The following is a 21,049-nucleotide window of genomic DNA, read 5'->3' on the forward strand; positions in this document are numbered from 1 at the left end:
TCGCAGAACCGCCGCGTTGTGTCTAATTTGCGCGATGAGAGGGACGAGTCGTAGGGGGCAGCTGTTTTGCTTGTCACCTATCAGAGTCTCCTACGCGAGGGCGGCATGACTGCTTTGCGCCCAATGCCAGTCATTCCAACGACGCCGTCCATCCATCAAAAGCGGACATCGCTATTTGCAGGCCACAGGCAAGTTGTGCGCCCGACATCCATCTCAAACGACTGGTGTCGATCCTACACGGACCATCCGACCAATGGCTCGGAGCTATCTTCCTTTGGCTCGGCAGTAGTGCCAGACTGGACGGAGGGAGCACGACATGAGTGAGACCCGCAAAATAGCAGCGATCCTGGTCTCGGATGTAGTCGGCTATAGTCGGCTAGCGGGCGCGGACGAGGATCGCATCCTGGCACGGCTGCGGGCTCTGCGCAGCGATCTCATAGACCCCACCATTGCTGTTCATCGTGGTCGCGTCGTCAAGCGCACAGGCGACGGGAGCCTCGTCGAGTTCAGCAGCGTGGTAGAAGCAGTGCGCTGCGCGATCGAAGTGCAGAATGCCATGGTCGAGCGCAATGCGGGGGTGCCGGATGATCGTCGCATCGAGTTCCGGATAGGCATTCACCTGGGCGACGTCGTGCAAGAACGCGATGGCGACCTTATGGGCGATGGGGTTAATATCGCCGCCCGCCTGGAAGGAATCTGCGAACCTGGCAATATCTGTCTTTCCGAACAAGCCTATTGGCAGGTTAAGTCGAGGTTCGATATCGCGATCAACGATCGCGGTCAGGTGCAACTCAAGAACATTGCCCACCCGATCCGGGTTTATTCGCTGCAGATCGGCATCCCAACTAAGGCAAAGCCTGCGGCTCCAACTGCGCCCCTTGTTCTAGAGAAGCTGTCGCAGCCGCTCGCACCGCCCGACAGGCCTTCAATTGCTGTGCTGCCCTTCATCAACATGAGTGGCGATTCCGAACAGGAATTTTTCACCGATGGGCTAACGGAGGACATCATCACCGATTTGTCGAATGTGTCCGGCTTCTTCGTGATCGCCCGCAACTCCACCTTTGCCTATAAAGGCAAGCCCGCCGACGTCCGTCAGATAGCTCGCGATCTTGGGGTGAAATATGTTCTCGAGGGCAGCGCCCGGCGATCCAACAGGCGGGTGCGCGTCAATGTGCAGCTTATCAATGCGGAAGAAGGCGGCAATCACGTTTGGGCCGAGCGCTTCGACCGCGAAATCGCCGACATCTTCGACCTTCAGGACGAGGTCACGCGACGTGTTGTTGAAGCGATTTCTGGCAAGCTTGGTGGAAAGAAACTTGTTGTCCGTTCCCGACCGTCAAATCTCGAAGCATATGATCTTTGTGTTAGGTCGCGAGGCAAGTGCAACAATTCCAGATCAGACAATCGTGAGGCGTGTGCCGACCTGGAACGTGCCGTTCAGATCGATCCAAACTACTGCGAGGGGCATAGCAATCTTGCCATCTCACTGCTATTTGGCTGGATTATCTGGGGCGAGCCACGGGAACCCAGCCGCGCAAAGGCTCTGGTGCACGCGAAACGGGCTGTGGAAATCGATCCCGACGATTCCCATGCTCGCAGAATCCTAGGCTGCGTTCAGCTTTATGAGCGCAACTGGGATGAAGCAAAATCCCAATTCGATGCTGCCGTTCGGCTTAATCCCAACAATGCAGATGCGGTTGCATGGATGGGTGAACTGCAAATCTACTTAGGCGATCCGCAAGCAGCGCTGACAGCTTGTGGAGCGGCGCTCCGTATAAATCCTCGTCCACCCGGTTGGTATTTCTGGATCATGGGCATGGCGCAGATTTCCGCCGGTCACTACGAAGAAGCAGTTGCATCCTTGAGCCGGGAGGAAACGTACGGGACGGGTTCGAGGGAGCACCTGATTCCCGCGCTTGCCCTCGCCGGTCGCGTTCCTGAGGCACAGGAGGAAGCCCGCCTATTTCTGGCGGGCAATCCAAATTGGAAGGTCGGTGATTTGGTGGCGAACTCACCCTTCAAGAGCCCGAGTGATGCGCAGCCGTTAGTTGATGGCTGGCGTCTGGCGGGTTTGCGGGAATAGCGCGTTGGCAGCAAGCTGGAAAGGGGTGCTGGTTAGGGGCCGCCGGGCGCCTGGCATGTAAGTTCGCCGTGACCTATGGCATGTTCCCGTCCGGGGGCTAGATCGTAGTCTCCGCCAGGAAATACGGCCCTCCTTGCTGAAGCACAGGAGGGAAGCCCACCTGTTTCTTGCGGGCCTGAGCGCTACCATTCCGCTAGCCGTCCCAAATCTGCCGGACAGCTTTGCGCCACATGGCGGTATTCCAACGAATCATGCCTGGGTTCCTAAGCAGAAATTGCAGCCGACGTCGCCCCCGGTCGAGACGTTGCAGCGCCGCGCCACACGTCCCGATCCCCGGCTGCGCTCGCGCCACAGTCTGCGGGGCGGACGCAGGCAGCCCGTGTGCAGCGAGGCTCGACGAGCGCACTGGCTCCGGGCCGAAAAGCTTATCCGCAACCATATGACAGACCCTATGCTGCGGCATGCCGACCCTGCGACCCAAACTAGTTTGCGGTCCCTTTCCTGCATTCCGGCAATCGCTGAGGCTTGGCGAATTTCGCCAACGCCTCGGGGCTCGCACAGGCCGGGAAGCCGGCCTTGTGCATGGTCTCGATGAAGCGCAGGTGCTCGGCTTCGCTGAAGCCTGGCTCGTTGGCCATGGCTTCGATGGTCAGGTCGGGGAAGCGTTTGAGCGCCTCTGCGACACAGGCTTGCGCGTCTTCCGTTCGGCCAAGTGCGGCCAATGAACCGCACCGGATCGACCACTTGGAGAGGTTGTAGGTTTCCGGTGTCATGCGCGCCTGCATCTTCAGCGCATCTTCATAGCGGCCGGCCATGAAATAGGCATAGGAGAAGAAGTTTGTGGCCCACAATGGGTAGTTCGGATCGAGTCGGATCACCTGGTCGACCAGTTCCACGCCGCGTTGGGATTCCCCGAAGGTTGGCGCCCAGCCGATATAGAAGGTCAGGATTTCAGCTGAACTCGGAGCCATACGCAAGGCGGTGTCCAACTCGACCTTCGCGCGAGCCAGGTCGCCCCTTTCGCCAAAACTCATGCCGAGCGCGGCGTGCGCCTCGGCGTCGCTCGGATCAAGTCTGACGGCGCGCTCGGCCGCTTCGACAGCTGCGTTCCGCTCGCTCTCAGGGCTGACGCCGAAGCTCGCCAAAAGACTATGCGAATGATAAAGCTCGACCCAGGCGCGGGCGAGGCCGGGGTCCAGTTCGACGGCGCGGGTGAGCAAGCGAATGGCCTCCTCGATATCGGCCTTATTAATCTGCGCAAGCTTCTCGGTGCCGAGCAGATAGAATTCGTAGGCGTTCAGGTTTTCCGGCCGCTTGCGTTTGGCTGCGGCCCGCCCTGCGCCCTGGATCAGCCCTTCGCCGCCGCCGAGCCGGTTGGTGACCTGCTCGGAAATCTCGGTTTGGATGGCGAACACGTCTTCATCCGGCCGGTCCCAGCGCTCCGACCACAGATGCTTGCCTGAGGCCGCCTCGATCAGCTGCGCATTGATCCGCACGCGGCTACCCTGGCGCTGGATAGAGCCTTCGAGCACATATCCGACGTATAGCGCTGCGGCTATCTGGCGGACGTCCACCGGCTTACCTTTGTAAGCTTCGGTGGAATTGCGGGCGACGACCTCGAACTCGGGGAAACGCGCGAGGTCGGTGATGATGTCCTCGGTGAGTCCGTCGGCGAGGCGCCCCGTGGCCTCGTCGCCGCCATAATTGCTGAAAGGCAGAACCGCAATGGACGGCTTGCCGATGGCAGTATCAACCGGCCGGAGCCACCACCAAGCTCCAGCAGCCGCAAACGCAATCAAAGCAAGGGATGCAGCCGCCATTGGCAGAAAGCGCCGGATGAGGCGAGTGTGCAGTCTCCACCCACGCATTGCCCCTTGCATTCTGACGCTGTAGGTGCGAACCGGCTCGGCGATATTCTTGACCTTTTGAGCGCCGGCAAAGTCGATTGGCAGGCTGAGCTTGCCCTTCATGTGATCGTAGGCGGTGCCCGAGATGAGAACGCCGCCCGGCGGGCAAAGCTGCTCAAGGCGCGCCGCCACGTTCACGCCGTCGCCGAAGAGATCATCGCCTTCGACCACCACGTCGCCGAGATTGATGCCGATACGAAATACTACGCGACGCTCGGCAGGTGCCTCGATCTGATGCGCGGCGACGCTGGTCTGAATGGCCACGGCGCAAGCAACGGCATCGACGACGGAGTGGAACTCAACCAGGGCGCCATCGCCCATGAGCTTGACGACGCGTCCCTTATGCTCGTTGAGTAGTGGATCGATCACCTCCGCCCGGAGCGCCTTGATCGCTCCGAGCGTCGCCGCCTCGTCGGCCTCCATGAGGCGCGAGTAACCGACGATGTCGGCGGCCATAATGGCCGCCAAGCGCCGCTCCGGTCGAGTGGTCACCACGCTGGTGTGCTCCCACAGCCAAAGGTGTGCTCTCGCATCTGGCTCGCTTCGATCCTTTCAGGTCTCGACTCAAACCGCAAGGCGAATGGGCTACGGGTAGTGGGTCAGTTTGAAATCCATTGCTCGGCAGCTTACCGCAGTTCCGATCGGGGAGCGGACCGTCCGGTCTTGGCCCCAATCCTGTCGTTCATTGGTATTCCGACCGGTATTCGCCGATGCGGCGAGAGCGGCTTGCGAGAATAGGCGGGGCAGGCGAGGGCTATTCTTAGGCTTAGTTCGGCCTTCGATGCTCTGGCGTTCTCCAAGCAGGCTAACGCCTCTATAGACGCCAGTGTGTTTGCCCTTCTGAAGCCTTCCCCTTGCCCCTCTCTGATAGTCAATCGCTATCAACGCCATTGCGCGGCCCTCTGCAACACCTCGGCAAAACTGGCTCAATGAGATCCGTCCGCGTGATGCGGTCTTGCGGCCAGATGCGCTGCAATCACGTCCAGAAGCGGCTTTCCCGCCCTGTCGGCGCGGGTAGTAATTTTCATAGGCTCCCTCCCTCGTTTGGTGTCCCTCCGCGCCATGGCGCCGGTGCGAGACGGGGCTTGGCTTTCTGGGCTAGGCATTCATTGGGAATTCGAACCACGGTCCACGCCCGAGCAACTAAGATAAATTCACCTCCAAATTGACATTTGTCGAACGCTAATCGACTATTGTAAAAATCGACAGGGAGTAGCAATTCTTCTGTCGATCGGCTCGCGCCAGGGAGGGGTCGAGCATCCGTGGGAGGAGAAAGAAATTGGAATTTCTGCTCGAAGTGGAAGGGCTGAGGAAGTCCTTTGGTGGCGTCGCAGCCTTGCGCGATGGCCGCTTTCAACTTCGCGCTGGCACAGTTCACGCACTCTGCGGCGGCAACGGCGCGGGCAAGTCGACCTTTCTCAAGATACTGATGGGCATCTACAAGCGTGATGCCGGCACAATCCGCCGCCGCGGCAAGGACGTGGAATTCGCAAGCCCGTCCGACGCATTGGCCTCGGGCATTGCCATCATCGAACAGGAACTCAGCCCTGTCCCTCACATGACGGTTGCGGAGAACATCTATCTTGGCCGCGAGCCTTCCGCGCGGTTCGGAGGCATCGATTTCCGCGCGATGAACCGGTCCGCGCAAAAGTTGCTGGACGATCTCGAATTCGATATCCGAGCCACGCAATACATGATGAACCTCTCCGTCGCGCAGATGCAGCTCGTCGAGATCGCCAAGGCGCTCAGTCACGACGCCGAGGTCATCTTCATGGATGAGCCGACATCAGCGATCGGCGAACGCGAGGCGCAGCACCTCTTTGCCGCGATCCGCCGTCTGAAGGCACAGGGCCGCGGCATCGTCTACGTTTCTCACCGGCTATCGGAGATCTTTCAGATCGCCGACTCCTACACTGTCTTTCGGGATGGCGCCTATGTCGGCGGCGGGGCGCTTGCGGACACTGACCGGCACAACCTGATCCGCATGATCGTCGGCCGCGAACTGTCCGAGGAATACATCAAGACCAACACGCCCACTTTGGAGACCGTCCTCGAGGTGATCGCGCTCACCTGCCCGAACAAGGTCGCCGATATTTCCTTCTCCGTACGAAAAGGCGAGATCTTCGGCATTTATGGTCTGATGGGGGCCGGACGGACGGAGATCCTCAATTGCCTTTTCGGGCTCGACAAGCCCTCGGCGGGAAGCATCAGGCTCGACGGCACCGAGGTCACCATTTCCAAGCCGGCGGATGCCATGGCGCATGGGCTTGCCCTGGTCACGGAGGACCGCAAGCTGACCGGCCTCAATCTCTCCGATTCCGTGCGCGCCAACATCTGCATGGCAAGCCTGCCGGAAATGAGTCCCGCCTTCGCTATGAATCGGGCGCGTGAGGCGCAAGCGAGCCGCGCCATGCGGGGAAAATTCCAGATCAAGGCTGCGCGCGACACGATGCCAGTTTCGGGCCTTTCGGGCGGCAACCAGCAGAAGGTGGTGCTGGCAAAATGGTTCCTTCGCAACCCGAAGGTTCTGCTTTTGGACGAGCCGACTCGCGGTGTTGATGTTGGAGCCAAGCGTGAAATCTATCGGATCATCAGTGACTTCGCCGCCTCCGGCGGCACGGTCGTGATGATCTCGTCGGAGATCGACGAAGTTCTCGGCATGTCGGACCGGATCATGGTGATGCGGGCCGGCAGGAGCGCCGGGATCTATAGCCGGGAGGAAACGAATGCCCAATCACTCGTCCACCTATCGACGTGAACAGGGACAGGGTGTCCGTCCGGCAGCAGAGGAGTCAGGGATGTCGGCTGGAAACAACAAGAACGCTAGAAGCTGGCTTGGTTCGGAGCAGCGCCAGCTGCTGATTCAGGAATACGGCATCTTCCTTGCCTTCCTGATCCTGGCTGCGGTTCTGTCGGTCTCCAACGAGTTCTTTTTAACGGCGGGCAACATCTCGAACGTGCTGCTGCAGACCTCGATCAATGGTGTGCTGGCGATCGGCATGACTTTCGTCATCCTGACCCGCGGCATCGACCTCTCGGTCGGCTCCGTCGTTGCGCTTGCCGGTCTCATCAGCGCGAGTTTCGTGACCACATCCGCGACCGCCGGGATTTCCGGTTCGCCCTATCCAGTCGTGTTCGGCCTCGGCATCGGCCTTTTGGTGGGTGTTGCCTGCGGGGCCGTTTCGGGTGTGATCGTGTCGCGGTTTTCGGTGCCGGCCTTCGTGGCGACGCTGGGGATGCTGTCAGCGGCGCGCGGACTGACCCTGATCTATGGCGGAGGTCGACCCGTTCCCGCGCTGACGCCGGCGTTTCGCTGGATCGGCACAGGCAGCATCCTTGGCATTCCGGCCCCGGTCGTCATTCTGGCTGTGGTATTTGCCGTTTCCTGGTGGATCCTCAACCGGACCCGTTTCGGCCGTTACATCTATGCCGTCGGCGGCAACCCTCATGCCGCCAGGACCTCGGGCATCAACGTGACCCGCATACAGTTCGTCGTCTACGTCGTCTCCGGCGGTCTTGCCGGTCTCGCCGGGATGCTGCTCAGCGCCCGCACCGGCTCCGCGCTGCCCCAGGCCGGCATCGCCTATGAACTGGATGCTATCGCTGCGGTGGTGATCGGGGGAACCAGTCTTTCAGGAGGAGTGGGCCGGGTGACCGGCACGCTGATTGGCGCGCTGATCATCGGCGTCATGAACAACGGCCTCGATCTGATGGGTATCCAATCCTACTACCAGCAAGTTCTCAAGGGCGCCCTGATCGTGGGCGCCGTGATGCTCGATCAGAAGAGAAACTACGGGGCTTAGCGTTTCGGGCCGAAATTGGGACCCGGTTTTGGGTCTTAAGCTCAGACGAGAAGGCCCTTCCGGGATCGGACCTGCACACCGCGTGTCCGTTGATAGGCGAACCATGTCGGTCGCTCACTTAAAGTGGAGGTACGAAATGAAATTATTGATGATAGCGCTCGCATCCGCGACCGCGCTGCTGGCCTCGTCGGCCATAGCGCAGGAGAAGATCAAGATCGGCGCAGCACCTTACGGGTTGAATGCGGAGTTCATGCAGATCTGGGCGGCGGCGCTTCAGGAACACCCTGCCGTCAAGAGCGGTGAAGTCGAACTAACAGTCTTCGACGGCAAATATGATGCCCTGGTCCAGCAAGACCAGTTCAAGACGATGGTCACACAGAAATACGATGCGATCATCTTCGCGCCGATTGACGTCGATGCGGGCGCGGCCGCCGTACAGACGGCCGCCGACGCAGGCATCCCGGTCATCGGCTCCAACACCCGCGTCAATTCCGATCTCTTGGCCTCCTATGTCGGCTCCGACGATACGATCTCGGGCTACATGGAAGCCAAGACCGTGCTCGACAAGATCGGCTGCAAGGGCAACGTCGTCATTCTCGAGGGGCCGGTCGGTCAGTCCGCACAGATTTCTCGTCTCGAGGGCAACAAGAAGGCGCTTGCCGAGTGCCCGGACGTCAAGATCCTCGAAGATCAAACGGCGAACTGGTCGCGCGCTGAAGCCCAGACGCTGATGGAAAACTGGCTCACCGCTCACCCCAAGCAGATCAATGGCGTGATTGGCCAGAATGACGAAATGGCTCTCGGCGCCATCGAGGCGATCAAGGCTGCCGGCCTTGACGTGAAGAGCTTCTCCATTGCCGGCATTGACGGCATCACCGACGCGCTCCACGCCGTCAAGAACGGCGAGATGACGTCGATCCTTCAGGACGCGCGTGCCCAGGCACAAGGGGCGCTCGATCTTGCCATTTTCAATGCAAAGAAGGGTGACTACAAGCCCCAGTCCGACATTTGGGAAACCTACAAGGACATGCCGTGGAAGGACGGCAAGGAGAAGATCTACAATGTGCCGTGGACGCCGGTAACGGCCGAAAACGTCGACAAGCTGCTTGCGACGCGCAAGTGATTCAGCCGTGGGGTGTGCCTCTGGCACACCCCACTTTCCAACAGGCCGGGAAGAGAACCATGACCGATTCAATACAGGTTGATCTCAATTTTTCACTTGGTGGCAAAGTCGCTCTGATCACCGGCGGCGCCTCCGGCATCGGAAGTGCCATTGCATCGGCATTTGCCGTGAAGGGCGCTGCCGTCGGCGTGATCGATATCAATGAATCTGTTGCGAGATCGAAGGCCGACGAACTCGGCAACGGCGCGAAGTCCTTCGTCTGCGATGTGTCCGATCCGCAATCCGTGGAGGCTGTTTTTGCTGCGGCGCAAGCCGCTTTCGGTCACATAGACATCGTCGTCAACAGCGCCGGCATCGCCATGCTTGCTCCCGCCGAAGAGCTCAGCCTCGATGCCTGGGACAAGACCATCGCCATCAATCTCAAGGGAACGTTCCTTGTGTCCCAGGCCGCAGGACGCGTCCTGATCAAGGCCGGCAAAGGCGGCAAGATCATCAACATGGCGTCGCAGGCCGGCACCGTCGCGATCGACCAGCACGTCGCCTACTGCGCTTCCAAATTCGGTGTCATCGGCCTGTCCAAGACGCTTGCCGCCGAATGGGGCAAGCACGGCATCACGGTCAATACGATTTCGCCGACAGTGGTGCTGACAGACCTTGGCAGAAAGGCCTGGGACGGGCCGCGCGGCGAGGCGCTGAAGCAGCGCATTCCGACCGGCCGCTTTGCCTTCCCGGAGGAAATCGCCGCGGCGGCGGTGTTCCTGGCATCGAACGGCGCGGACATGATCAACGGCGCCGACCTTCTGGTCGACGGCGGCTACACCATAATCTGAGCGGCGCAAGATTGGAGCAACAATGCAGCGGTTTATCAACAATCCAGACGAGGTCGTCGAGGATACGGTTAAGGGCTTCGTCAAGGCACATGCCGATATCGTCAGGCTTGGCGTCAATCCTCGTGTCATCGTCGCCCGTCATGCGCCAGTCAGCGGCAAGGTCGGTGTGATCACCGGCGGCGGCTCCGGCCACGAGCCCGCCTTCATCGGCTACACAGGACGCAACATGCTGGATGCGGTCGCGGTCGGCGAGCTGTTTTCGTCACCGACTGCAAAGAGCTTCTTCGACGCCGCGCGGGAGGCGGATGGCGGCAAGGGTGTCGTCTGTCTCTATGGCAACTATGCCGGCGACAACATGAATGTGAAGATGGCCATTAAGCTCGCCGCCAAGGAAGGCATCGAGATCGCAACCGTCGTTGCCAACGACGATGTGTGTTCGGCGGGACCGGACGAGCGCGACAAGCGCCGAGGCGTTGCCGGCGAGATCTTCATGTGGAAGTGCGCCGGCGCCAAGGCCGCGGAAGGTGCCGATCTCGCGGACGTGCAGGCAGTGGCGCAAAGGGCGATCGACAACTGCCGCTCGATTGGTGTTGGCCTTGGCCCTTGTACGCTGCCCGCCGTGGGGCACCCCAACTTCTCGATCGAGCCGGGCACCATGGAGGTCGGCATCGGTCATCACGGTGAACCGGGTGTGCGGGTCGAACCGCTGCAGCCCGCGGCCGAGATCGCGCGGGAGATGGTCAAGATCGTCCTCGACGATCATGATCTCGCAGCCGGAACGGAAGTCGCGGTCCTCGTGTCCGGCCTCGGCGCAACGCCGGTCAACGAGCTCTACATCCTCAACGACACCATCGAACAGGAGATCACCGGACGCGGGCTGAGCATCCGCCAGACCTATATCGGCAACTATTTCACCTCGCTGGAGATGGTCGGCGCCACACTCACGGTCATGGCGCTCGACCCCGAATTGAAAAGGCTGCTGGATGTGGATGTCGATTGTCCCGCAGGGTTCTAGGAGACGGACGAATGCAGCACTTTGACAACGCTTCCGCTGGCGATATCGTTCTTTCGCTGGCCGACCGGATCATCGAAAACCGAGCCTATCTGAGCGAGATTGACGGCAAGATCGGTGACGGCGACCACGGCGTCAACATGGCTAAGGGCTTCGGCATGGCCGCGGAGAGGATCAGGGGCACCGACATGTCGCTGTCCACGGCCTTCGATACGCTGGGAACCGTGCTTATGACCGAAATCGGTGGTTCCATGGGTCCGCTCTATGGCGTCATGTTCACGCAATTCGCCGAAACCATCGAAAAGTCATCGTCGATCGATGCGAAGACTTTCAGCACCATGCTCACCAATGGTCTCGGCGGCATCCAGGCCATCGGGTCGGCCAAGGTTGGCGACAAGACGCTTCTCGATACGCTCGTCCCGGCGATAGACGCCTTCGACAACGCCAACGCCGATGGAAAGCCATTCCCGGAAGCGCTGGATGCCCTGGTTGTCGCGGCCGAAAAGGGCCGCGATGGCACGAAGGACCTTGTGGCAAGGATCGGACGGGCCAGCCGCCTGGGTGCACGCTCGCTCGGCGTCGTTGATGCCGGCGCCACATCCTGCGCGCTGATCCTGAAAGCCCTGGCGCTCGGTGCCAAGCAGAAACTGCAGCTGTCTGCCGCAGCGAGCCACTGAATTACGGGTATGCTCCTCCCGAGCAATGGCTCCCGGCTGATCTTCCAGCCGGGAGCTCAGCTAGAGCAGGATCCCAAATTTCATACGAGATGGAACAGGCTCCAATGGCCGATCGGAGCAATATTGAGAGTTCGCCCGTTTGCGCTCATCTTGGCGATCGATTTCGGATTCGGGGATACCAGGCAGCATGACCGTCAAGGCACCATTGGCGCGCAAGAACGGGACGGCGCGGGCGGGAGCCGAGGCAGGCACTGAGCCCATCCCGCTACGCTATGGTGACGATCCCTATGTCTGGGCCTGTTGGCTCTACTACGAAGATCGTATGACGCAGGGCGATATCGCCGAGATCATGGGCATTTCGCGGGCGACGGTGAACAGTTATCTGGCCGATGCCCGCGCCCGCGGGATCGTCAACATTTCCCTCGAGCCGTCACGGCTGAGCTCGCTCTCCATCGCCCAGGAACTCAAGCGCCATTTCGGGTTGCACGATTGTCTGGTCGTGCCAAGCGACGACAATACCCGTCCGCTGATCGATCGGCTCGGCGGGGCCGCGGCGCAGGCCCTTGCCAAGCTTTTGAAATCCGGGGACACGCTTGCCGTTGCCTGGGGGAGGACCGTATTGACAATCGGGGAGCAGGCCTCTGTGCCCGGCCTCCAGGACGTCACCATCGTCCAGGCAACGGGGGGCACGCGTGCGAGTTTTGCCTACACGCCGGAACTCTGCGCGGCCGCCATCGCCGGCGCCGTGGGCGGGAAGCTGATCAACATCACCGCACCAGCAGTTGTTTCGACGTCCGAGGTCCGCGACATGCTGTTGCGCGAGACGCTGATCGAAAGCCAGTTCGAGGCGCTTGCCAAAGCCAACAAGGCGCTTTTCGGCATCTCTTCCCTGCGCCCCAATTCGACGATCCACACCAGCGGCTTCTTTGAATCGGTTTCACTTCAACAGTACCTCGCCAAGGATGCCGTGGGGGTCGTTGCCGGCCGCTTCATCGACGGACAGGGCAATCCGGTGGCCGGCCCGCTCGACGACCGCACGATCGGTATATCGCTCGACAGGCTGAAGGCCATTGGTTTGCGCATCGCGGTCGCCGGCGGTTTCGACAAGGTGCCGGCGATCCTTGCCGCGCTGCGCGGCGGCTACGTCAACGTGCTCATCACCGACGCTGCCACGGGCCGCGGCATTCTGAATGCCGACGGCGTGACGGAGCTCGACCAGAAGCTCTCGCAACGTCCAAGGCTCGACAACGCCGTGGCTTTGCCCAGCAACTTCCGCACCCATGTCAAGAAGTTCCTCAACGATCCCGACGATGTCGTTGAGGAAATGCTTGACGGCGTGGTGAAGGCCCACGCCGCTTACATCGAGCCGATAAAGGGTTCGCATCGTGCTCTCGTTGCCCGTGCGGGGCCGAGGCCTGGGAAGGTGGGGCTGGTGATCGGCGGCGGCACGGGGCATGAGCCCTGCTTTCTCGGCTATGTCGGAAAGGGGCTCGCCGATGCCGTGGCCGTCGGCAACATCTTTTCGTCACCGCCTCCCGGCACGATCTTCCAGTGCGCCAGTGCCGCGTCGGGCGGGCAAGGCGTGCTCTTCGTCTACGGCAACTATGCCGGCGACGTGATGAATTTCGAAATGGCGGCCGAGATAGCGGCGGAAAAAAACATCGAGGTTCGCACGGTGGTGACGACAGACGACATCGCCTCGTCCCCGATCGAGGACAGGGAGGGCCGCCGTGGCGTTGCCGGCAACTTCTTCATCTTCAAGATCGCCGGTGCCGCCTGCGACCGTGGCTTGTCGCTCGATAAATGCGAGGCCGTGACGCGCAAGGCCAATGCACGAACATTCACCATGGGCGTCGCGCTGGAGCCTTGCTCCATGCCGCAGACCCGTCGCCACAATTTCGAGATCGGTCCCGACGACATCGAGATCGGCATGGGCATCCACGGCGAGCCTGGTGTCATCCGCGATAGGATGATGAGCGCCGACGCGATCACGGACCGGATCATGGACCGCATCTTTTCGGAAATGAGGCCGGCAGCGGGCGACCGTGTCGCCGTGCTGATCAATTCATTCGGTGCCACGCCGCTGATGGAACTTTATATCCTATTCAGGCGTGTCGCGCAGCGATTGAGCGCCAAGGACATCACCATAGAGGCGAACTGGGTCGGGCATTATTGCACATCGCTCGACATGGTCGGTGCGTCGATAACGATCTTGCACCTCGACAACGAGTTGACGGAAATGTTGCATCATCCTTGCGATACGGCTGTCCTGCGGGTCGGCTGAGATTCTTAGAAGCATGCGCCGATACGATGGGCCGCATCCTGCTTGAACTGGGAGGAACACGATGGCGGACAATGCGGCGCGACGCCTGAGCAGGATGTTCTATCGCATCTCCATTGCGATCGAGGCGGGGAAGGATCACCTCTCGGATCTGGATGGCGCAATCGGCGACGCAGACCATGGCATCACCATGTCACTCGGCTTCCTGGCGGTCAACGCGGAGCTGGCCAAGCTCGACCTCGACCACATGCTTGCGTCGGAAATCTTCTCCGCTGCCGCATCGGCCTTTCTCGATGCCGTCGGCGCCTCCACGGGGCCGCTTTATGCGACGGCGTTTCGAAGAGCGGCACAGGCCCTGAAACAGGATGAACGGCTTTCAGCCGCCGGCCAGGCCGCCATCATCGAAGCCATCACGACCGGCATCAAAGAGCGCGGCAAAGGGCAGCGCGGCGACAAGACCATGCTGGATGCCTGGATTCCCGCAACAGAAGCAGCCGTCAATGCATGTGCCCGCGCTGCCGGAAGCCGGGAGATGTGGAACAGCATCTTGCAGGCTGCGGAAGCCGGTGCAAATTCGACACGATCCATGGTCGCTGCGCGCGGACGGGCGGCCCGGCTGGGGGAGCGATCCCTAGGGCACATGGACCCGGGAGCGGCCTCGGCCGTCATCATCCTGCGCGCGATGAAAGACACCTTTTGCGGAGACGGTGCGAAGTAGCGAGGGCTGCCAAATCCAGGGGAAGCTCGGGCTCCGCCCCACTTCGGAAATTTGGATGTCCGTGAGCGAAGCATCAGTAGAACGTCGCCACCCAGATGAGCATTGTGTCAAAGCCACTCAAATGTGGCCAAGCACCACTTCGCCGATCTTGCTTTTGTCAGTGTTCTTCAACCTCAGCGCGAAGGCCCACGTTCTCGGGCGTCATGTGCGGGCAGAGCGACATAGTTCTGGAACAGCATGGCGAGATCGCGCGACTTCGCCGCAGCGTCGTTAATGCCCCTGCCTTCGAGCGCGATCTCGCCGGCGCTGATATCTTCAAGTCCGGCAATCATCTGTACAAAGTCGACTCGCCGCAGCCGGGCGACCAGGATGACGAATTCACCTGATCCAATGTCGACCGACACGCCATGAATAACTCGGACCGTGCCATAGGCTTTCTCGAAACCTGATGCGGTCTTGTCGCTGCCCTTCAGCCTCAAGATCAGCCACTCGGCGGTGGATTTCGCCAATTGGCCCTTGCCGATCCTCAGCCAGTCCTCCAGCCCAACGCGCACATTGCCGCCCGGCGCGATCGCCTGGGGTGGCGATCGCAGCGGCTGCGACCGGCGCCCAGCCCCGACCAATGGCAATCCTGTTCGAACCGGCGGGTCGGCGGTGCGCTTCATATGCGCCACGTCCTCGGGATGAGTGCCGATGCCACTGTGTGCCGAACACGCTCTGTACGAAGAACGGTGCGTTGACCAGGCCCGCTCGACGGATGGCGAGTGTAGAAATTGCCGATGTGGTAGCACTCGATTTCGAGACGCGTGCCGTTCTCCGCGCAGAAGCCTCGTTGACAGAGGCGCTCTGGGGCCATAGCGTATCTGACTGGTATAACAGGTATGCCACATGATCGGAGTTCTGATCAAACAGCGGAAGCTCTCGGACGAGGTTGCCGCGCATCTAGAGAGGCTGATCCGCAAGGGAGAGCTGGCCGAAGCCGACCGGCTCCCATCCGAACGGGAACTGATGCGGCAGTTCGGGGTTGGGCGCCCTTCAATCCGCGAGGCCCTGCTGCATCTGAGCAAGATGGGCCTTGTCGAGGTGAAATCCGGCGAGCGCGCCCGCGTCACTCGGCCAACTCCCCAATTCGTGATCGACGCCCTCTCGGGGCCGGCGCGGCACATGATTTCGGCGCCGGGCGGGATTCATGACTTCCAGAGCGCGCGTTTGTTTTTCGAAGTCGGGCTTGCCCGCAACGCCGCCATCAATGCCACGCCAGAGGATATCGAAAGCCTCGAGGAGGCGCTCGAAATCAACCGGCAGTCGATCGGGGACCTGACGCGCTTCGAGCGCACCGACGTCGACTTCCACTACGTGCTGGCGGTGATCACCCGCAATCGAATCTTCACAGCTATCCACGCGGCGTTGGCCGAATGGCTGCTCGAACAGCGGCGCACGACTTTGGCCAAAGGTGAAGACCGCAAGGCCTATGAGGCTCATCGCGAAATCTTTGACGCCGTCGCAGCGCGCGATCCAGACGCCTCCGAAGCGGCTATGCGCAGGCATCTGGAATATGTGTCCAGGCGCTATCTGGAAATTGCAGGTGCCAAGTGATGAGGGGCTTCGTGGTCTGGGTCGATTTCCGCCTCAAGCCGGGTGCCCGGGGCAGATTCCGCGAGCTTGTCGACGCCAATGCGACCGCGTCGATTCGCAGCGAAACCGGTTGCCGTCGCTTTGATGTGACGCAGGCGCGCGACGAGCCTGACCGGGTCCTGCTCTACGAGATTTACGACAGCGAAGCGGCATTCGAGCACCACTGCCGTACGGTTCATTTCGACGAATTCAATTCGCAGAGCGCGCCGCTCGTCGACACCAAGCTGGTGACCATCTGCGACCTTGTTCTCGAAGCTTCGTCTTGAAGAACGCGTAAGGGCAATGCGCCCCTTGTGGGCGAAGGGGAGGGTAGTGCATGTCAGAGCCAAGTCTCAAGGCGTTAGCCTCTCACAGGCGGGTCAAGCTCGGGACGCTTGTCGCCGAATTCGCCACGCCGGGAATTGGTCACATCCTGAAGTCCGCTGGTTGCGATTTCGTCTTTTTCGACATGGAGCATTCGGGATTCAGCTTGGAAACGCTGAAGAGCGCGATCCGCTATTTCGAGGCAGCCGATCTGCCGGTTATGGTGCGCGTGCCGTCGCAGGACTACCATTTCCTTGCCCGCGCGATGGACATGGGTGCTGAAGGGCTGATCGCACCGATGGTGAGTTCGGTCGAACAGGCGCAACACATCATCAAATCCATGAAATACCATCCTGCCGGCGCCCGCGGCGTGGCGCTGCAGATCGCTCACGACCGCTACCGTCCGGGTTCGGTCGCTAACAAATTCGAGGCCGCCAACAAGCGCTCGACGTTCATCTGCCTGATCGAGACCGCGGACGGCGTCAAGAACATCGACGGCATCGCGGGACTGGACGGGGTCGATTGTCTGTGGGTCGGACATTTCGATCTGTCCGTCTCGCTCGGCATTCCGGGCGACTTCGCCCACCCCACTTTCACCGCTGCAATGGCCAAAATCGTTGCAGCCGCCAAGAAGCACAACAAATCGCTTGGACGCCTGGTGCCCAACGTCGCGCAGGGACACGACTTCTACGCACAAGGCTTCGATTTCATTTGTTATTCGGGCGACGTTTGGGTCTTGCACGACGCGATGGCTGACGCGGTTTCCAAAATCCGGGCCGGGTGCCAATAGAGCGGAGGAGACGATGGACAGCGTGAAATTCAGGGTGGCCCTTTCGGGTGATTTCCGTAAGCCGGACGGCTCGCCGACCTATCCAGATTTCGATCTGGAGCCGCTGCGCAATGCGGCGGGCGTCGAGATGGTGTTCCTGGAATCGAACAGTCCGCTTCGCGCCGACCAACTTGAGGATTTCGATGCGCTGATCCTTCTCGCCCATCGCTTCGATTCCACGAGTGTGCCTAGGAGCGGCCGCCTGGCCGTCGTTGCCCGCTTCGGGGTCGGCTACGACACTGTCGATGTTGAGGCCTGCACCGCCGCCGGCATTGCCTTGGTCATCACGCCCGATGGCGTGCGACGGCCCGTCGCCGTATCCGTCATCACCTTCATGCTGGCACTGACCGGCAAATTGCTGACAAAGGACGCGCTCACCCGCAAGGGACCTCATGGCTTCCAGGAGCGCTCGGAACATATGGGCGTCGGGCTCGTCGGGCGTACGCTTGGGTCGCTGGGCATCGGCAACATCGGCGCCGAGGTCTTCCGCTTGGCGAGGCCCTTTGACATGCAATTCATTGCCCATGACCCGTTCGCTGACAAGAGGGTTGCTGCCGACCTGGGCGTCGAACTGGTCGGGCTGGAGGACCTGTTTCGCCGCGCCGACGTGCTGTCGGTGAGTTGCCCGCTGTCGCCGCAGACCCACCACATCGTCAATGCTGAGCGGATCGCCCTGATGAAGCCGACAGCTTACCTGATCAACACGGCGCGCGGCCCGATCGTCGACCAGAAAGCGCTGACGCAAGCGCTGCAGGAGCGCCGCATCGCCGGTGCCGGTCTCGACGTGCTCGAGCAGGAGCCTCCCGATGCAGGCGATGCGATCCTTAAACTCGACAATGTCATCCTGGCGCCGCACGCGCTTTGCTGGACCGACCAGTGCTTTGCCGGCAACGGTGCCGCCGACGTCAAGGCGGTGATTCAGGTGCAGCACGGTCGCGAGCCGCGCGGCGTGGTCAATCGCGAGGTGCTTTCGAGCGAGCTGTGGAAGACCAGGCTGTCGGGGCTCGCGGCCCGCTTCGGAACCTAGGAGGACGCTGATTTTTGGTGCGCCGCCGCGGCCCCCTTGCGGCGACTTTACGGGAGGAATGCTCGACCGCCGCGCCCGCGGACGAGTGAGGCAAATGGAAACGGGAGGACCAAGCACTATGAACGATCGTGACAAACGTGACTTTCAGGCAGGTCTCGAAGCAGAGGTCGACGCCTTCATGCGCGGCGAAACTACCCGCCGAACTTTCATAACCCGCTTCGGTCAGATGACCGGCATGTTGGCTGCGTCTGGCCCGATGCTGGGGATGATGACCGATTGGGCGGTGGCGCAGCAGACGCTGGAACTGGCGGACGCCACCTCGCCGCTCGGCCAAGCGCAGGCTGCAGCCCTGAAAGCATCGAAGGAAGGCCCGGCGGACGGTTCCGCCTTTCGCGCGGTGGAGGCCGCCAAGGCGCATTCGGGCGTCACCCTCAACATGACCTACGAGGCTGGCCTGCAGGCACTCGATCCGCGCAATTTCAGTGGGCCGATGTGGGAGCAGCTTACGGGGATGAAGTCGAATGTCGTCGAACTGTCGAACCCGGACCAGTACTCCAAGGCGGTCGCCGAGCACATCGCCGGCTCAGGTGCCTATGACGTCCTCGACGTCTCGCCGGCCTGGACACCATCGCTTGCCGATGGCGGCGTCATCGCACCTCTCGACGACTACATCGCCAAATACATGAACCCGGCAGACCTCGAGGACTATCACCCTCTGTACAAGGCGCTGCCAACCTATAAGGGCAAGATCTGGGGGTTCTTCGACGACGGCGACATGTTCGCTCTCTACTACCGCAAGGACATTTTCGAGGATCCGAAGATGATGGAGGCCTACCAAGCAAAGTTCAACGCCAAGCTTGGACCGCCGAAGACCTGGGAGGAATATGCCCAGATTGCCCAGTTCATCACCGACCAGATGGCGCCAAAGGTCTATGGCGCGGGACACTTCCGCAAGGCGGGCAGCCCCGGCAACCAGTTCGACTTCCTGCAGCAGTACCGCGCCAATGGCGGCAAACTGTTCGGCGACGACATGAAGGCGGGCCTAGTTTCGGACGCCGGCGTCAAGACGCTGACCAACATGCTCGCGGCGAACAAGGCCTCGATCCCCGGCAACAACGAGCTCGACGCCGTCTCCCTGTGGGCGGCCTTCCTGACCGGCAAAGTCGCGATGATCTATTCCTGGCCTCCCAGCGGCCGCATGGCGGCGAATTACTCGCAGTCCGCCACGGCGATCAACTTCATCCCCCAGTCCCAGATCGCTGGCAAGGTCGGCTATGCCGTCGTTCCGGGCAATCCGGAACATGCCACCGGCTACAACAAGGCGCTGTCGGCGGACTCGCCCAACCCCGAGGCGGCGTATCTGTTCATGCAATGGATATGCTCGCCACCGGTCTCGCTGGCGCGTTGCATGCTGCCCTATGCGCTACGAGACCCGTACCGCATCTCGCACTTCAAGTCCGAACTCTACGGCGCGCTCTTCCCAAGTGCCAAGGAGTACCTTGCCAATCTCAACAACTCGGCAAATGTTGGTCTGCTCGACCCGATCATGCCAGGCGCGCAGGACTACTTCTTGAGCATCGACCGTATGTGCACGGCGGTGTGGGCTGGTGCGGATCCGAAGGCGTCGCTGGAAACGGCGGCGGCCGAGTGGAACGAGACGACCGACCGACTGGGTGTAGATTCGCAGAAAGGTTTCTACACCGAGTTCCTGAAACTGCCTGGCGCCACCGCCGACAACACGGTGGAAAAACTTGGCATGGCGGTCACCCTCTGAGGGGAGGCAGAGCCTGGAGCAATTGGTGTTGCGGGCGCTTGGCTCGCAACCCCTCGCCGAACCGCTAAGCAGCCTTTTGGATACACCGATGCAGCCCACCGCTACGATTCACCGCTTGAAGGCCGCCGGCGCACCGCCCCGGCTATCTGCGTTCGCCCAATGGGCCGACCGCCATTTCAAGTGGCTGCTGGTCGCGCCCGCGGTGCTGCTGATATTGGCGCTGTCGATCTATCCGCTCCTGTTCTCGCTGGTCGTATCCTTCATCAACTACGACTTCCAGGTGCCGGGCCACGCATTTGTCGGATTGAAGAACTTCGAGCGGGTCGTGTTCGATCCCGTGGCACGTTGGTCACTGTTGCTGACGGCATGGCTGTCGGGCATCAGCGTCGCTATCGAATTCGTGCTCGGTCTCCTGGTGGCGCTGACAATGGTGCGCAGCTTTCCGGGCCGCGGCGTGATCATGTCGATCCTGATCGTGCCGCTGTTCATCAGCCCAGTCATCGTCGGCCAGGCCTGGACGCTGCTTTTGCAGCGGCCTTTCGGACCGACCAACTATATCCTGACGCAATTGCTGGGGCAGGAGGTTACGATCGGCTGGATGACCGAGCGCCCATGGCTCTATGTCTCGCTCATCATCGCCGATGTCTGGCAGTGGACGCCATTCATGTTCGTCATCCTGCTCGCTGGCCTGACCGCAATTCCTCCCAATCTCTATGAGGCGGCAGAACTCGACGGTGTCAACGCCTGGCAGGTCTTCTGGGCGATCACGCTCCCCCATCTGGGGCCGATGATGCTGCTGGCGCTGACTTTCCGTCTGCTCGACGCCATCCGTATGTTCGATACCATATTCATCATGACAGGCGGCGGCCCAGGAACACAAACGTACACGGCCTCCTATTATCTCTATACCGTCGGCTTCACGCAGTTTCATCTGTCGCAGGCAACGGCCGGAAGTTGGCTGTTCCTGATTTTTACGGCGCTCATCGTGGCGTTGCTGGTACGCCGGCTCTTGAAGGTCGATCCGGTCTGATGGCCGCCGTAGCGCCC

Annotated in this window: 17 protein-coding genes and 1 pseudogene; 15 read left to right on the forward strand and 3 right to left on the reverse strand. The window is 61.1% G+C overall.

Annotated elements, in window-relative coordinates; genetic code table 11:
• Positions 1-316: 316 nt before the first annotated feature.
• Entirely contained in the window at positions 317-2,083 is a 1,767-nt protein-coding gene (locus EOB59_RS18850) for an adenylate/guanylate cyclase domain-containing protein (RefSeq protein ID WP_128288972.1), read from the forward strand.
• 482 nt (positions 2,084-2,565) lie between these two features.
• Here EOB59_RS18850 and EOB59_RS18855 read toward each other — a convergent pair whose 3' ends face one another.
• Positions 2,566-4,446, reverse strand: a complete 1,881-nt coding sequence (locus EOB59_RS18855) for an adenylate/guanylate cyclase domain-containing protein (RefSeq protein WP_128288992.1) — start codon at positions 4,444-4,446, stop codon at positions 2,566-2,568.
• A 497-nt stretch (positions 4,447-4,943) separates the two neighbouring features.
• Positions 4,944-5,018: pseudogene (locus tag EOB59_RS37320) on the reverse strand (ribose-5-phosphate isomerase); the annotation flags it as partial.
• 251 nt (positions 5,019-5,269) lie between these two features.
• Between EOB59_RS37320 and EOB59_RS18865 the strand changes: the two are divergent.
• The 8 genes from EOB59_RS18865 (at position 5,270) to dhaL (EOB59_RS18900) (ending at position 14,434) form a co-directional block, all read left to right on the forward strand.
• Positions 5,270-6,748, forward strand: coding sequence for a sugar ABC transporter ATP-binding protein (locus EOB59_RS18865; RefSeq protein ID WP_128288973.1), 1,479 nt, complete (start codon positions 5,270-5,272; stop codon positions 6,746-6,748).
• Positions 6,749-6,788: 40 nt separating this feature from the next.
• Positions 6,789-7,793, forward strand: coding sequence for an ABC transporter permease (locus EOB59_RS18870; protein WP_128288974.1), 1,005 nt, complete (start codon positions 6,789-6,791; stop codon positions 7,791-7,793).
• A 136-nt stretch (positions 7,794-7,929) separates the two neighbouring features.
• On the forward strand, positions 7,930-8,916 hold the full coding sequence (locus tag EOB59_RS18875) for a substrate-binding domain-containing protein (protein ID WP_128288975.1): 987 nt from the start codon (positions 7,930-7,932) through the stop codon (positions 8,914-8,916).
• A gap of 59 nt (positions 8,917-8,975) precedes the next feature.
• A complete protein-coding gene (locus tag EOB59_RS18880; RefSeq protein ID WP_128288976.1) occupies positions 8,976-9,746 on the forward strand; it encodes an SDR family oxidoreductase in 771 nt (256 codons plus the stop codon).
• 22 nt (positions 9,747-9,768) lie between these two features.
• A complete protein-coding gene (locus tag EOB59_RS18885; RefSeq protein ID WP_128288977.1) occupies positions 9,769-10,761 on the forward strand; it encodes a dihydroxyacetone kinase subunit DhaK in 993 nt (330 codons plus the stop codon).
• Positions 10,762-10,772: 11 nt separating this feature from the next.
• Positions 10,773-11,435: a dihydroxyacetone kinase subunit DhaL gene (gene dhaL, locus EOB59_RS18890; protein ID WP_128288978.1), complete on the forward strand. Its 663-nt coding sequence runs from the start codon at positions 10,773-10,775 to the stop codon at positions 11,433-11,435.
• A 187-nt stretch (positions 11,436-11,622) separates the two neighbouring features.
• Positions 11,623-13,719 (forward strand): bifunctional sugar-binding transcriptional regulator/dihydroxyacetone kinase subunit DhaK, encoded by a 2,097-nt coding sequence (locus EOB59_RS18895; protein ID WP_128288979.1) that lies wholly within the window; start codon positions 11,623-11,625, stop codon positions 13,717-13,719.
• Between the two features lie 61 nt (positions 13,720-13,780).
• Positions 13,781-14,434: a dihydroxyacetone kinase subunit DhaL gene (gene dhaL / locus EOB59_RS18900; protein ID WP_128288980.1), complete on the forward strand. Its 654-nt coding sequence runs from the start codon at positions 13,781-13,783 to the stop codon at positions 14,432-14,434.
• A 173-nt stretch (positions 14,435-14,607) separates the two neighbouring features.
• Here dhaL (EOB59_RS18900) and EOB59_RS36440 read toward each other — a convergent pair whose 3' ends face one another.
• Positions 14,608-15,099, reverse strand: a complete 492-nt coding sequence (locus tag EOB59_RS36440) for a 3-keto-5-aminohexanoate cleavage protein (protein WP_245486671.1) — start codon at positions 15,097-15,099, stop codon at positions 14,608-14,610.
• 223 nt (positions 15,100-15,322) lie between these two features.
• On the opposite strand from EOB59_RS36440, the gene nanR reads away from it, so the two are divergent.
• The 6 genes from nanR to EOB59_RS18935 all read left to right on the forward strand — a co-directional run bounded on the left by nanR (position 15,323) and on the right by EOB59_RS18935 (position 21,032).
• Positions 15,323-16,030, forward strand: coding sequence for a transcriptional regulator NanR (gene nanR / locus EOB59_RS18910; protein WP_127807863.1), 708 nt, complete (start codon positions 15,323-15,325; stop codon positions 16,028-16,030).
• A gap of 11 nt (positions 16,031-16,041) precedes the next feature.
• Entirely contained in the window at positions 16,042-16,335 is a 294-nt protein-coding gene (locus EOB59_RS18915; RefSeq protein ID WP_245482698.1) for a putative quinol monooxygenase, read from the forward strand.
• Positions 16,336-16,385: 50 nt separating this feature from the next.
• A complete protein-coding gene (locus tag EOB59_RS18920) occupies positions 16,386-17,162 on the forward strand; it encodes an aldolase/citrate lyase family protein (protein ID WP_127807861.1) in 777 nt (258 codons plus the stop codon).
• Positions 17,163-17,175: 13 nt separating this feature from the next.
• On the forward strand, positions 17,176-18,228 hold the full coding sequence (locus EOB59_RS18925; RefSeq protein WP_128288981.1) for an NAD(P)-dependent oxidoreductase: 1,053 nt from the start codon (positions 17,176-17,178) through the stop codon (positions 18,226-18,228).
• 118 nt (positions 18,229-18,346) lie between these two features.
• Positions 18,347-20,002, forward strand: coding sequence for an extracellular solute-binding protein (locus tag EOB59_RS18930; protein WP_127807859.1), 1,656 nt, complete (start codon positions 18,347-18,349; stop codon positions 20,000-20,002).
• Between the two features lie 88 nt (positions 20,003-20,090).
• On the forward strand, positions 20,091-21,032 hold the full coding sequence (locus EOB59_RS18935; RefSeq protein WP_127380542.1) for a sugar ABC transporter permease: 942 nt from the start codon (positions 20,091-20,093) through the stop codon (positions 21,030-21,032).
• Positions 21,033-21,049: the final 17 nt, after the last annotated feature.

Source organism: Mesorhizobium sp. M7A.F.Ca.MR.176.00.0.0, from assembly GCF_004023165.1.
Classification (GTDB): Bacteria; Pseudomonadota; Alphaproteobacteria; order Rhizobiales; family Rhizobiaceae; genus Mesorhizobium.